Genomic DNA, 13,411 nt, shown 5'->3' with positions numbered 1-13,411 from the left:
ATCAGTCGGGCTCGCCGGGATCGGCATCCAGGACCTGGCGCACCTTTGCCGCCAGTTGATCGAGCGTGAAGGGCTTGGCGAGGAAGGAGACGCCGGGGTCGAGCATGCCGTTATGGACGATGGCGTTGCGGGTATAGCCCGTGGTGTAGAGGATCTTGAGGCCCGGTCGGCTCGCCCGCGCCCGGTCGGCCAGGTCGCGCCCGTTGATGCCGGGCATGACCACGTCGGTGAACAGCATGTCGATGCGCGGCTGGATTGTCAGCATTTCCAGCGCCTGTTCGCCGTCGGATGCCTGGACGATGGTGTAGCCCAGCTCCCGCAGCGAATCGACCGACATGTGCCGGACGCGCTCCTCGTCCTCCACCACCAGGATGATCTCTTCCCCCTTGGCGCGGGGCAGTTCGGCGGGCGCCGCCTGGATGGCGCCGGCGACCGGCTCCGGCCCGTAATGGCGCGGCAGGTAGATCTTGATGATCGTGCCCTCGCCGGGTTCGGAATAGATCTTCACATGGCCGCGCGACTGCTTGATGAACCCGAACACCTGGCTGAGGCCGAGGCCGGTGCCCTTGCCCACGCCCTTGGTGGTGAAGAAGGGGTCGAAGGCGCGCTCCACCACCTCGGGCGGCATGCCGGTGCCGCTGTCGGTGACCGACACCATCACATATTGCCCGGCCAAGACGTCGTTGTGGGCGGCGGCATAGGCATCGTCGAGATGGGCGTTGGCCGTCTCGATCGTCAGCTTGCCGCCCATGGGCATCGCATCGCGCGAATTGACGCAGAGGTTGATGATGGCCGATTCGAGCTGGCTGGGGTCGATGCTCGCCCGCCACAGCCCGCCCGCCAGCACGGCCTCGACCCGGATGCTCTCGCCGATCGTGCGGCGCAGCAGTTCAGACATCCCGCCGACCAGCTTGTTGACGTCGGTCGGCTGCGGGTCCAGCGGCTGCTGGCGGGAAAAGGCGAGCAGCCGGGCGGTGAGCTGGGCCGCGCGTTGCGCCCCTTCGGTCGCGTTGTCGACGCCCCTGACGATCCGGACGTCGGTGCCCGGCGCCAGCCGCCGCCGGACGATGTCGAGCGAGCCGATGACGATGGCGAGCATATTGTTGAAGTCATGGGCGATGCCGCCGGTCAGTTGGCCGATCGATTCCATCTTCTGCATCTGGCGCAATTGCCCCTCGGCGGCTTCGCGCTCCCGCGCCTCGCTCATCAGGCGGCGGTTGATGTCGGCCAGCGCCTGCTGGCTTTCCGTCGCCTCGGCCACGCGGCGATAGGCGGTGCGCAGCGCCACAGCGCCCAACAGGGTGATCAGCACGGCGGACACGGCAAGTCCGATCGAAACCATGGTGCTGAGGCGATTGTCATTGGCCGTCCGGCCCTTCAGCAACTGCGCCTCCCGCGCCCGCATCGCCGCCACCAGGGCACGGATGCGGGCCATCGTGACCATGCCCGCATCGAAATCGCCCGCCGGGATGATCTCCCCCCGCCGCCGCCGCTCTATGCCCGTGCGCATCAGGAACAGCCGGTCGTCCAGCAGTTCCTCCAGTTCCTCCACCGATCGGGCCTGCGGGGGATTGTCGCGCACCTCCACGCGCAGCGCGGCGAGTTCCTGCCGCCATCGGCCGCGAAATGCCTCATAGGGACCAAGGAAGGAGTCCTTGCGCGTCAGCATGAACCCGCGCTGGGCGCTTTCCGCCTCCTGCACATGCAGCAGCAGCGTCGAAAGCTGGTTCTCGACGCGCAGGGTGTGCTGGACCCAGATGTTGACCCGCTGCTGCACCGCGTAGAGCCAATAGGTGCTGCCCACCGCCAGCCCGACGATCAGCAAGGCCAGAAGCAGCAGGAAGATCGACCGTTCGGGGCGGATGGCGGGCATGGGGCGGAAGATGCGGAAATATGGTGCGGGTAGCAAGCGGGGACAGGCGGTTGCAATCGGATGAGGCCTGACGGGCGCGTCGGGCATTGGCTGCCATAGAGCGCGATGTGGGGGCGGGGGAGTCGGGGTTGGAACGCCCGCCCTCATTCCCCCGGCCTAATCCCGCCAGCCTGGATCGATCCGGTCGATCTTCCGCACCAGCGCCTCGAAATCCGGCACGCCGGGGCCGGTCGGCAATTGCACGCCGCTCAGGTCGCGCTGATGCACGGCGATGACCTCCGGCGGGATGTCCACCGGCGTCCCGGCCGCGCCGGTCGCGACCTGTATCTCGCAGGCGCGCTGGAGCAGCCATTGGGTCAGGAAGGCTTGGGGCAGGGACTTCGCCATGACCAGCGTGCCATGGTTGCGCAGCATCATGATGCGCCGGTCGCCCAGATTGGCGACCAGTCGTTCCCCCTCCTCCGGCCGGATCGTGACGCCTTCGAAATCATGATAGGCGATTCGGCCGATGAAGGCGGCGGCATAGAAATTGGTGGGCGTCAGCCCCTCCCGCGTGGCGCTGACGGCCATGCCGGCGGTGGTGTGCGTGTGGATGATGCAGTGCGCGTCGGGCAGGTGGCGGTGGAAAACGCTGTGCTGGGTGAAACCGGCGCGGTTGACCGGATAGGGGCTGCCGTCCAGCACATGGCCGTCAATGTCGATCTTGACCAGGTTCGACGCGGTCACTTCGCCGTAGAGCAGGCCGAAGGGATTGATCAGGAAGGCGTTTTCCTCGTCCGGCACGCGCAGGGTGATGTGATTGTAGATCAGTTCCGACCAGCCCAGATGGTCGAAAATGCGGTAACAGGCGGCGAGTTGCTGGCGCGCGGCCCATTCCGCGGGCGACATGTCGGGGCGCTTGCCCTTGGTCCTGGCGGCTGTTGCCATGGCGATCCTCCTTATCGTTGATGGGGCGACTATCTGCCTGTCCCGCGCCTCTGTCGAGAAAAACGGCTTTTGGGTTGAATTTGCGCGACTCTGCTGGTAGGGCGCGCCCCACACGGCGCAGGGTGACCTGCGGCGACTCACCGCTATTTCATTCGGGCGGCCCGTCGGGAAGGGTTGAAATTTCCTGGCGATCCGTCCGTTTTCGACTGGAGTTTGACTGGCTTATGCAAATCATCGTTCGCGACAACAATGTCGACCAGGCCCTGCGCGCGCTCAAGAAGAAGCTGCAGCGCGAGGGCGTGTATCGCGAGATGAAGCTGCGCCGTCACTATGAGAAGCCCTCGGAAAAGCGCGCCCGCGAAAAGGCCGCCGCCGTTCGCCGCGCCCGCAAGCTGGAGCGCAAGCGCGCCGAGCGCGACGGCGTCCGTTAAGGACCGCCGTTTCGGGGCGGCCGCCCGGCCGTCCTTCCTTCCGCTGAAAACACCACCCGCACCAATTTGCGAGGCTTAAGCCATGTCGACCACGGCCGTTCCCCTTCATCCTATCGCCAAGGGGTCTTTGACGCGCCTCTGGGTGGGTGTCGCCGCGGTAGCGCTGGCGGCCGGCGGCCTGGCCTGGGCCGGGCAGCGGGGCGTGGAGCCTTCGCCCGCCAGCTTCCTGGTGCATAATGGCGGCGAAGAGGGCGTGGTGACGACCGAATCGGGTCTCCAGTTCAAGGTGCTGGAGGAAGGCGCCGGTCCCAGCCCGACGGCCGCCGACGTGGCGCTGGTGGGCTATAAGGGGGCGCTGCTCGACGGCACCGTGTTCGACGAGAATCCGCAGACCGCCATGCCGGTGGACGGCGTGGTTCCGGGCTTCTCCGAAGGCCTGCAGAAGATGAAGAAGGGCGGCAAGTACCGCCTGTGGATTCCGCCGCAGCTTGGCTATGGCGAGCAGGCGGCGGGTCCGATCCCGGCCAATTCGGTGCTGGTGTTCGACGTCCAGTTGCACGACTTCAAGTCCAAGGCGGACATCATGCGCATGCAGCAGATGATGCAGCAGGGCGGAATGCCGCAGGGCGCGCCGGGGCGCTGAGTCCGGACATGGCGGAAAAGCAATTAGGGCCGGGATTTCCCGGCCTTTTTGTTGAGCCAACGCTCCCTCCGGCGCAACCTGCTCCTGCCTGCGCAGGAGCAGGTTGCATACACTACCCGGCCACCGGCACCGCCGCGCTTCTGCCGTTCTCCGCCTCCAGCGCCTTCGACCGCTCCTCCAGATAGACCTTGATCATCGCGACGATGGGATCGGCCAGGAACAGCCCCATGATCCCGAACAGCGCGCCGAAGAGGATCTGCGCGGCCAGCACCAGCGCGGGCGCCAGGTCGGTCGCCCGCTTGGCCACCATCGGCACGATCAGATAGCCGTCGACGATCTGCACCGCCAGATAGACCCCGAAAGCGTAAAGCCCCGCATCCACGCCGGCGGAAAAGCCCACGAGCACGATCAGCACGCCCGAAATGATCGATCCGATATTCGGCAGGAAGGCGAACAGCCCGGTCAATATGCCCAGCAGCCCCGCCATCGGCACGCCGCCCGCCCACAGCAGCAGCCAGGTGCCGACCCCCTCCACCGCCATGCCGATCAGCCGCCCGAACATCAGCCGCCGCAGCGTCCAGCCCATCCTGTCGGCAATGGCGTAGAAGCGGCCGCGCCTGTCCATCGGCAGCATCCAGGCGACGCCTCGCTCATAGATTTTGGGTTCTATCGCGATGAATATGGCCAGCACCAGCATCATCACCCCGCTGGTGACCGCGCCGACCATGGTCCCGACCGCCGCCGTCACCCGGCCGAGCGAGCTCATCGCCTGTTGCGCCAGGCTCTTGAAATCCTCCGGCCCCAAATCCCCCGGCATGGTGGTGACGCCCAGTTGCTGCAACCACTGGCCGATGCGGTTGACCTGCGTCTCGACGATCACCCGCATCGCCTGCGCCTGCGCGGCCAGGCTCGATCCGGTAAGGTAGAAGGTATAGACCAGGAAGGTCAGCGCGGCGACCAATATGATGGCCAGCCGCCAGCCCCGCCCGATGGGCATCAGCCTGCCCAACAGCCGCGTGCCGCCGTCCATCATCGTCGCCAGCACCAGCGCGCCCATGATCAGCATGATCGGCTGGGCCAGCAGCACCAGCAGCGCGATGGCGATGCCCATGGCGAACCACACGCCCGCCCGCTTGACCTCATGCTGGACCAGCGGGCTGCGCAATTCGCTGGGACCGGGTTCCTCTATGTGGATTTTCGTCCCGCTCAACCCAAAGCCCCTATCCGAAACGCTTATTTCGGCGGGGTAACGCTCGCCGGGCGCAGGCTGTTCCCGGCGCGGTCAGCGCGGAAGGCATGGAGCCAGCTCAGCGGGTTCCAGGACGAATCGCCGTCCAGCGAGAAGGTGATGAACTCAGCCCGGCCGCCGATCGCTTCCCACGGCACCGGCCCGCCCAACCCGTTTTCCTCCAGCGGCGCGCGGCTGTCCGCGCTGTTGTCCCGATTGTCGCCCATCAGGAAGACATGGTCCGCCGGAACCCGCACCGGCCCGTACCAGTCCAGCGTGCTCGGCCCCATGTCGATGGTGACATAGCTTTTGCCGTTGGGCAGCACCTCCTGCCGCACCGGCAGTTCGCACCAGCTTCTCCCGCTCGCGTCCGTCACCAGCGCGCCGGGGAACTGCATGGGCGGGCAGGGCGCGTTGCCGTCGACGGGGATGCGGATGGGCTTCAGCACCCTTTGCCGCACCGGCACGCCGTTCAGCACGACCTGGCCGCCGCGCACCTCCACTATGTCGCCGGGCAGGCCGATGACCCGCTTGATATAATCCTCCCGCTTGTTCTGGGGCGAGACGATGACGATGTCGCCGCGTTCCGGCAGGCGCCCGAAAATCCGCCCTTTCAGAAAGGGCAGCGGATGGAAGCTGGGGGACACGTAGGACCAGCCATAGGGATATTTGCTCACCACCAGCCGGTCGCCCTTCAGCAGCACCGGCATCATCGATTCGCTGGGGATGTAGAAGGGCTTGGCGACGAAGCTGTGGAAGGCCAGCACCGCCAGGATCAGCAGGGTGATGCTTTTAACCTCCTGCCACCAGTTCACCGGCGTCTTTTCCGGTTCGGAAGCCGGGCTGCCGGGCTGTTCGGATGAGGCGGAATCGTTTTCGGTCATGTCGGCTGCCGTCATGGGAGGATTTCCGGCTGGAGAGGTGCGACGCTTATAACGGCAGGGCTTCGATAATCACAAAGGCCTGCGCCCATGGATGATCGTCGGTGAGCGTCAAGTGAACGACCGGCCGGTGCCCTGCGGGAACCAGCGATTCCAGCCGGGCCAGCGCTCCGCCCGTCAAATGCAGCGTCGGCGCGCCGCTGGGACCATTGACGACGCCGATGTCCTTCATGAACACGCCCTGCTTGAACCCGGTGCCGACGGCCTTCGAAAACGCCTCCTTGGCGGCGAAGCGCTTGGCGAGCGTGCCCGCCTTGGTGAAGGGACGGCGGTTGGCCTTGGCCCGTTCCACATCGGTGAACACGCGATTCTCGAACCGCTCGCCGAAACGGTCGAGCGAATTCTCGATTCGCTCGATATTGCAGAGGTCGGAACCCAGGCCGACGATCAACGCGCCAGGTCCATCTGGCGGCGCATTTCGCGGATGCTGCTCTCCAGCCCGCCGAAGATCGCCTCCCCGATCAGGAAATGCCCGATATTGAGTTCGGCGATCTGCGGGATCGCCGCGACCGGCCCGACATTGTCGAAGGTCAGGCCATGGCCGGCATGGGGTTCGATGCCGTTCTTCGCCGCCAGCGCGGCGGCGTCGGCCAGCCGCCGCAGTTCCTCCGCCCGTTCGGACCCTTCCAGATGGGCGTAGCGGCCGGTGTGCAGTTCTACCACCGGCGCGCCCAGGCGCATGGCCGCCTCGATCTGCGCGGCGTCGGGCTCGATGAACAGGCTGACGCGCACGCCCGCCTTGCCCAGCGCGTCGACGATCGGGTGGAGAGCGTCGATCTGCCCGGCGGCGTCCAGCCCGCCTTCGGTGGTCCGCTCCTCCCGCTTTTCCGGCACGATGCAGGCGGCATGCGGCCGATGCCGCAGCGCGATGCCCAGCATTTCCTGCGTCGCCGCCATCTCCAGGTTCAGCGGCACCGTCAGCGCCGCCATCAGCGTGGCGATGTCCTCGTCCCGGATATGCCGCCGGTCCTCGCGCAGATGGGCGGTGATGCCGTCGGCGCCGGCCTTGGCCGCCAGCAGCGCGGCCTTGACCGGGTCGGGATGCGTTCCCCCGCGCGCGTTGCGGATGGTCGCCACATGATCGATGTTGACGCCCAGGCGCAGATGAGCGGGGGTTCGGGACATGGGCTACTGCTTCCGGCTGCCGGGCTTGATCGCCGGGATCGCCGCCAGTTCGGGCGGGATCTGGTCGGCGTCATAGACCGGGAAGTTGATGCTGACGAGCGGGTAGAATGGCACGCCCAGCTCCACCTCTCCGGCGGAACGGTCCACCAGCGCGGCTTCCGCTATGACGATGCCGCCTTCCGCCGCGACCGCCTCTATCGCCTGGCGGGAGGACAGGCCGGTGGTGACGACGTCCTCCACCATCAGCACCTTTTGTCCCGGCGCGATGGAAAAGCCGCGGCGCAGTTCGAACCTGCCCTCCGGCCGCTCCAGGAACACGGCGTCCTTGTCCAGCGCGCGGCCGATTTCATGGCCGATGATGAGTCCCCCCATCGCCGGGGATACCACCAGGTCGATTTCCTGCCGCAATTCGCGCGGCAGCTTCTGCACGGTGGCGCGGGCCAGCCGTCCGGCGCGCTCCGCGTTCATCAGCACGCGCGCGCATTGCAGGTAGTTGGCGCTGCGGCGGCCTGAGGACAGGATGAAATGCCCCTCCAGCAACGCGCCCGCAGCCCTGAATTCCGCCAATACTTCCTCGTCGGTCATTCTTGTCTTCGATCCATTCGCCCGTGCCGCCCGCTTCATGCGCGATGCGGCGCGCCTTTCCCGTCATGGGTCGCCCCATGATCTCGCCCCATGTTTGCGCGGTTGCGCGCGGGGAGCGAGATAGGCTCACCAACTAGGCGTTGCAACAGCGAAGAAAATCTGGTTGTGGAACCTTGAGGCGTTACAAAAGATGCTTATAAGCCGCGGCAGACCGATACGGGCGGGGGGGACGTGTATGCGTGCGTCTTCGTTGCCGCGGCGCCAAGGGGTTACGGGGTAAGAAGACGCTTATGAACAAGGTGAAATCGCTCGTTCTCGCCGGGTTGTTGGCCTTTGCGCCGACGCTCGCCATGAACGGTCCGGCGCTGGCCCAGGACAATGCCGCGGTTGCGGCTCCGGCTGCCGGGAATGAAGCTGCGGCCGCTGATTCGGCCGGCAATGCAGCGGCTCCCGCCGCGGAAGCCGCGCCCGCCGGGAAGGTGGCCGCGCCGCCCCGGATGAAGCCGACGCCGGGCATCGGTATGCCCATGCCGGGTGAAATCACCCTCCAGAAGCAGTTTTCGCCCACCGGGCACACCGCACGCTGGCTGCATGACGTGATGCTGCTGCCGATCATCACCATCATCTCGATCTTCGTGCTGATCCTGATGCTCTACGTGATGGTCCGTTTCCGCCGCAGCGCCAATCCGACGCCGTCCAAGACCTCGCACAACACGGTGATAGAGGTGATCTGGACCGTGGTGCCGGTGGTGATCCTGCTGGCCATCGCGGTTCCCTCCATCGGCCTGCTCGCCGACCAGTACAAGCCCGCGCCGAAGGATGCGCTGACTGTCAAGGTTACCGGCTATCAGTGGTATTGGGGCTATGAATATCCCGACAACGGCATCCCGGAATTCGTTTCCAACATGCTGCCCAAGGACAAGGCGGAGGCGAACGGCGAGCCTTATCTGCTCGCTCCCGACAATCGCCTGGTCCTGCCGGTCGGCCGCCCGATCAAGCTGATCATCACCGGCGCCGACGTCATCCACAGCTTCGCGGTCCCCTCCCTCTGGGTGAAGATGGACGCGGTGCCGGGCCGCCTCAATGAAAAGAGCTTCACCATCGAGAAGCCGGGCGTCTATTACGGCCAGTGTTCGGAATTGTGCGGCGCGCGCCACGGCTTCATGCCGATCGCGATCGAGGCTCTGGAACCCGCGCAGTTCGACCAGTGGCTGCTGTCGCAGGGCGGCACGCTGAAGGGCGCCGCCGCCGCGACCACGGCCGAAGCTGCCGCGCCCGCCGCCGCTCCTGCCGCCAAGCTTTGATGTAAGGGCATAGACGCCATGACCACCATTACCGCAGATCATCACGGCGATCATGCTCATGATCATCATGACGCCGACCACAAGCCGGCCTTCTTCCAGCGTTGGTTCATGTCGACCAACCACAAGGACATCGGCACGCTCTACCTGATCTTCGCGATCGTCGCCGGCATCATCGGCGGCGCGATTTCGGGCCTGATGCGCGCCGAACTGGCGCAGCCGGGCATCCAGTATCTCCAGACCTGGGCGCAGTTCAGCGACGGTCCCGAAGCGACGCTGGACCAGGCCTATCACCTCTGGAACGTGCTGATCACCGCCCACGGCCTCATCATGGTCTTCTTCATGGTGATGCCCGCGATGATCGGAGGCTTCGGCAACTGGTTCGTGCCGATCATGATCGGCGCGCCGGACATGGCCTTCCCGCGGATGAACAATATCAGCTTCTGGCTGCTCATCCCCGCCTTCGTCCTGCTGCTCGGCTCGACCTTCGTGCCCGGCGGCACCGGCAACGGCGCTGGCACCGGCTGGACGGTCTATGCCCCGCTCTCGACCAGCGGTTCGGCGGGTCCGGCGGTGGACATGGCGATCCTGTCGCTCCACGTCGCGGGCGTCAGCTCGATCCTGGGCGCGATCAACTTCATCACCACCATCCTCAACATGCGCGCGCCGGGCATGACCCTGCACAAGATGCCGCTGTTCGTCTGGTCGGTGCTGGTCACCGCCTTCCTGCTGCTGCTCGCGCTGCCGGTTCTGGCCGCGGCGATCACCATGCTGCTGACCGACCGCAATTTCGGCACCACCTTCTATGATGCCGCTGGCGGCGGCGATCCCGAACTCTACCAGCATCTCTTCTGGTTTTTCGGCCACCCCGAAGTGTACATCATGATCCTGCCGGGCTTCGGCATCATCAGCCAGATCGTCTCGACCTTCAGCCGCAAGCCGGTGTTCGGCTATCTCGGCATGGCCTACGCCATGGTCGCGATCGGCGTCGTCGGCTTCGTCGTCTGGGCGCACCACATGTTCACCACCGGCATGTCGGTGAACGTGAAGATGTACTTCACCGCCGCCACCATGGTGATCGCGGTGCCGACCGGCATCAAGATCTTCTCCTGGATCGCGACGATCTGGGGCGGCTCGATCAGCTACAAGACCCCGATGGTCTGGGCGCTGGGCTTCATCTTCCTGTTCACCGTGGGCGGCGTCACCGGCGTGGTGCTGGCGAATGGCGGCGTCGACGACGTGCTGCACGACACTTATTATGTCGTCGCGCACTTCCACTATGTGCTCTCGCTGGGCGCGGTGTTCGGCCTGTTCGCGGGCTTCTACTACTGGTTCCCGAAGATGTCGGGCCGGATGTACAACGAATTCCTCGGCCATCTGCACTTCTGGGTGTTCTTCGTCGGCGTGAACATGCTGTTCTTCCCGATGCACTTCCTGGGCCTGTCGGGCATGCCGCGCCGCTATCCGGACTATCCGGAGGCGTTCGCCTATTGGAACAAGTTTGCCAGCTACGGCTATGAGATCATGGCCGCCGGCATGCTGATCTTCTTCGTCAACCTCATCTGGTCGCTGGCCGCGGGCAAGAAGGCGGAGGGCAATCCCTGGGGCGAAGGCGCCACCACGCTGGAATGGACCCTGTCCAGCCCGCCGCCCTTCCACCAGTTCGAAACGCTGCCGGTCATCGACTGACCGCAGCCGGGGGCGTTCCGGTTTGCCGGAACGCCGGGATTGGCGTAAAGGCCGCCAGTTCCTGGAATCAGGCAATCCCGGCACGGTCGCCGCGCCGGGATGCCGCATGAGGAGACTATGGCAAGTTCGCCGTTCATGTCCGAAGGTCCGCTTCCCGTGATTCCCGCGCATTGGCGGGACTTTGTCGCGCTGACCAAGCCCAGGGTGATGACGCTGGTCGTCTTTACCGGGCTGTGCGGTCTGCTCGCGGCGCCGGGGCATATCCATCCGGTGCTGGCCTTCACGGCGATTCTCTGCATCGCGCTCGGTGCGGGCGCGGCGGCCGCGCTAAACCAATGGTATGAGGCGGACATCGACGCGAAGATGAAGCGCACCGCCAACCGCCCGCTGCCCGCGGGCCGGATGGACCGGCAATCCGCGCTGCATTTCGGCGTCGGCCTGTCCTTCTTCTCCGTGCTGCTGATGGGCGTCGCGACCAACTGGCTGGCGGCGGCCGTGCTGGCGGTGTCGATCCTCTTCTACGTCTTCGTCTACACCATCTGGCTCAAGCCCCGGACGGCGCAGAACATCGTCATCGGCGGCGCGGCGGGCGCTTTCCCCCCGGTCATCGGCTGGGCGGCGGTGACGGGCGACATCGGCGCGCTGCCGGTCGCGCTGTTCATGCTGATCTTCTTCTGGACGCCGCCCCATTTCTGGGCGCTGGCCCTGTTCGTGAAGACCGATTATGCGGCGGCGGGCATCCCCATGCTGCCGGTCGTCTCCGGCGAGGTCGCGACCCGCCGCCAGATATGGTTCTACACCGCGATCATGGCTGTCGCCGCCATGGCGCCCGTGCTGCTGCGCCTTACCGGCCCGATCTACGGCACGACGGCCCTGCTCGGCACGGCGCTGTTCGTCGCCATGGCCTTCCAGGTGCTGCGGCGGCGGGAAAGCGACCCCGCCCGCATGGCGCCCGAACGGCGGCTGTTCAAATATTCGATCCTCTATCTCTTCCTCCTCTTCGGCGCGGTCGTGGTCGACCGCTGGGTGTTCGCATGACTCCCGACGAAGACAGGCAGGTCCGGACGCGGCAGAAATCCCGCGCCATCGTGACGGGGGTGCTGCTGGGCGCGCTGGTCATCCTTTTCTACGCGATCACCATCGCCAAGATCGGTGGGGGACAGTGATGGCCAGCCTTCCTCCTTCGCCCTTCGACCGGGATCGCCGCAACCGGCGGACGATGATCGGCATGGCCGGCGTTGGCCTTGCCATGCTGGGCCTGGGTTTCGCCTCGGTCCCGCTCTACCGCATCTTCTGCGAGCGGACCGGCTTTGGCGGCACCACGCAGCGGGCGGACGCCGATGTGCAGGTTGCAGAAGCGGCGGGGCATCGCATGTCGATCCGCTTCGATTCCAACGTGACGCCGGGCATGCCGTGGCAGTTCCACCCGGAACGCCACACCCAGACGGTGACGGTCGGCGCCCGCAACATGGCGATCTTCGTCGCGAAGAACCTGTCGGACCGGCCGGTCACGGGCACCGCCACCTTCAACGTCACGCCATCCCAGGCGGGCGCCTATTTCACCAAGATCCAGTGCTTCTGTTTCACCCAGCAAACGCTACAGCCGGGGGAGCAGGTGCGCATGCCGGTGATCTATTATGTCGATCCGAAGATATTGACGGATGCCGACAATAAGGACACGCAGGAAATCACGCTGAGCTACACCTTCTATCCTGTTGAGCAGGATAAAAAGCCAAGCTAAGGCACAATCATAACGCGAACGGGGATGAGAAACGTCATGGCAGGCGCCAAGAACCACGATTATCATATTCTTCCGCCCAGCATCTGGCCCTTTTTCGGCTCCATGTCGGTGCTGGTCATGGCTTTCGGCGCGATCATGTGGATGCATCCGGACGCCACGCCGGCTGGCGGCGGCTGGGTTTTCCTGATCGGCCTCGCGGGCGTGCTGTTCACCATGTATAGCTGGTGGGCCAATGTCATTACGGAGGCGCATGCCGGCGACCATACGCCGGTGGTGCAGCTCCACCTGCGCTACGGCATGATCCTGTTCATCGCATCGGAAGTCATGTTCTTCGTGGGCTGGTTCTGGTCCTTCTTCGACTTCTCGCTCTTCCCCAGCCAGTTGGCGCCGATCGAGGGGATGTTCCCCTCGAAGGGCATAGAGGTGATGAACGCCTTTGAACTGCCGTTGCTCAACACGCTGATCCTGCTCTGCTCCGGCACGACCGTGACCTGGGCGCACCACGCCCTGATCCATGGCGACCGGGACGGGCTGAAGAAGGGGTTGACGCTGACGGTCATCCTGGGCGCGCTCTTCTCCGCGATCCAGGCCTATGAATATGCCCATGCGCCTTTCCCCTTCGGCGGCAGCCCCTACAGCTCGGCCTTCTACATGGCGACCGGCTTCCACGGCTTCCACGTGCTGGTGGGCACGATCTTCCTGATCGTGAACCTGATCCGCGCGCATCGGGGCGATTTCACCCCGCGCCAGCATTTCGGCTTCGAAGCCGCCGCCTGGTACTGGCATTTCGTCGACGTGGTGTGGCTGTTCCTCTTCGTCGCCATCTATGTCTGGGGCGGCTGGGGCGCGCCGGTCCACGGCGGCTGATCCTTCCGCCGATGAGTGCACGAATAACGGCCGGACCTGTTCCGGCCGTTTTCTTTTTCG

At 65.5% G+C, this 13,411-nt stretch carries 15 protein-coding genes; 8 read left to right on the top strand and 7 right to left on the bottom strand.

What is annotated here, in order from left to right:
* Nucleotide 1 precedes the first annotated feature (1 nt).
* Together L286_RS36255 and L286_RS36250 are read right to left on the bottom strand one after the other, a co-directional pair.
* Nucleotides 2-1,873: a CHASE3 domain-containing protein gene (locus tag L286_RS36255; RefSeq protein ID WP_020819369.1), complete on the bottom strand. Its 1,872-nt coding sequence runs from the start codon at nucleotides 1,871-1,873 to the stop codon at nucleotides 2-4.
* 156 nt (nucleotides 1,874-2,029) lie between these two features.
* Nucleotides 2,030-2,800, bottom strand: coding sequence for a class II aldolase/adducin family protein (locus L286_RS36250; protein WP_020819368.1), 771 nt, complete (start codon nucleotides 2,798-2,800; stop codon nucleotides 2,030-2,032).
* A 224-nt stretch (nucleotides 2,801-3,024) separates the two neighbouring features.
* Between L286_RS36250 and rpsU the strand changes: the two genes are divergently transcribed.
* Both rpsU and L286_RS36240 read left to right on the top strand, forming a co-directional pair.
* Complete coding sequence (rpsU, locus tag L286_RS36245; RefSeq protein WP_004208618.1) at nucleotides 3,025-3,231, top strand: 30S ribosomal protein S21; 207 nt, start codon at nucleotides 3,025-3,027, stop codon at nucleotides 3,229-3,231.
* An 82-nt stretch (nucleotides 3,232-3,313) separates the two neighbouring features.
* Nucleotides 3,314-3,874 carry an FKBP-type peptidyl-prolyl cis-trans isomerase gene (locus tag L286_RS36240; RefSeq protein WP_007686512.1) on the top strand — a complete coding sequence of 187 codons (561 nt, stop codon included), beginning with the start codon at nucleotides 3,314-3,316 and terminating at the stop codon, nucleotides 3,872-3,874.
* 112 nt (nucleotides 3,875-3,986) lie between these two features.
* Here L286_RS36240 and L286_RS36235 read toward each other — a convergent pair whose 3' ends face one another.
* Genes L286_RS36235 through pyrE form a run of 5 tightly spaced genes read right to left on the bottom strand, consistent with a single transcriptional unit; the run spans nucleotide 3,987 to nucleotide 7,753 of the window.
* Entirely contained in the window at nucleotides 3,987-5,084 is a 1,098-nt protein-coding gene (locus tag L286_RS36235) for an AI-2E family transporter (RefSeq protein WP_021222954.1), read from the bottom strand.
* Nucleotides 5,085-5,107: 23 nt separating this feature from the next.
* A complete protein-coding gene (gene lepB, locus L286_RS36230; protein WP_021222953.1) occupies nucleotides 5,108-6,001 on the bottom strand; it encodes a signal peptidase I in 894 nt (297 codons plus the stop codon).
* Between the two features lie 31 nt (nucleotides 6,002-6,032).
* A complete protein-coding gene (gene acpS / locus L286_RS36225) occupies nucleotides 6,033-6,434 on the bottom strand; it encodes a holo-ACP synthase (protein ID WP_007686508.1) in 402 nt (133 codons plus the stop codon).
* Nucleotides 6,431-7,168, bottom strand: a complete 738-nt coding sequence (locus tag L286_RS36220; protein WP_007686507.1) for a pyridoxine 5'-phosphate synthase — start codon at nucleotides 7,166-7,168, stop codon at nucleotides 6,431-6,433. The genes acpS and L286_RS36220 overlap by 4 nt, the downstream gene beginning before the upstream one ends.
* 3 nt (nucleotides 7,169-7,171) lie before the next feature.
* Complete coding sequence (pyrE, locus tag L286_RS36215) at nucleotides 7,172-7,753, bottom strand: orotate phosphoribosyltransferase (protein ID WP_020819365.1); 582 nt, start codon at nucleotides 7,751-7,753, stop codon at nucleotides 7,172-7,174.
* 290 nt (nucleotides 7,754-8,043) lie between these two features.
* On the opposite strand from pyrE, the gene coxB reads away from it, so the two are divergent.
* The 6 genes from coxB to L286_RS36190 all read left to right on the top strand — a co-directional run bounded on the left by coxB (nucleotide 8,044) and on the right by L286_RS36190 (nucleotide 13,351).
* The gene (coxB, locus tag L286_RS36210; RefSeq protein ID WP_020819364.1) at nucleotides 8,044-9,057 is read left to right on the top strand and encodes a cytochrome c oxidase subunit II; all 1,014 of its coding nucleotides are present in this window, start codon (nucleotides 8,044-8,046) and stop codon (nucleotides 9,055-9,057) included.
* A gap of 18 nt (nucleotides 9,058-9,075) precedes the next feature.
* On the top strand, nucleotides 9,076-10,743 hold the full coding sequence (gene ctaD / locus L286_RS36205) for a cytochrome c oxidase subunit I (RefSeq protein ID WP_020819363.1): 1,668 nt from the start codon (nucleotides 9,076-9,078) through the stop codon (nucleotides 10,741-10,743).
* A gap of 117 nt (nucleotides 10,744-10,860) precedes the next feature.
* Entirely contained in the window at nucleotides 10,861-11,781 is a 921-nt protein-coding gene (locus L286_RS36200) for a heme o synthase (protein WP_007688552.1), read from the top strand.
* Nucleotides 11,778-11,909, top strand: coding sequence for a hypothetical protein (locus L286_RS49595; protein WP_007688554.1), 132 nt, complete (start codon nucleotides 11,778-11,780; stop codon nucleotides 11,907-11,909). Before L286_RS36200 ends, L286_RS49595 begins: the two co-directional genes overlap by 4 nt.
* Complete coding sequence (locus tag L286_RS36195; protein ID WP_013039199.1) at nucleotides 11,909-12,484, top strand: cytochrome c oxidase assembly protein; 576 nt, start codon at nucleotides 11,909-11,911, stop codon at nucleotides 12,482-12,484. The genes L286_RS49595 and L286_RS36195 overlap by 1 nt, the downstream gene beginning before the upstream one ends.
* Nucleotides 12,485-12,520: 36 nt before the next feature.
* Nucleotides 12,521-13,351, top strand: a complete 831-nt coding sequence (locus L286_RS36190; protein WP_007688559.1) for a cytochrome c oxidase subunit 3 — start codon at nucleotides 12,521-12,523, stop codon at nucleotides 13,349-13,351.
* The last annotated feature ends 60 nt before the right edge of the window (nucleotides 13,352-13,411 follow it).

Origin of the sequence: Sphingobium sp. HDIP04, from assembly GCF_000445085.1 — a bacterium.
Lineage (GTDB): Bacteria > Pseudomonadota > Alphaproteobacteria > Sphingomonadales > Sphingomonadaceae > Sphingobium > Sphingobium indicum.
This window is presented reverse-complemented; position numbering and strand designations above follow the sequence as displayed.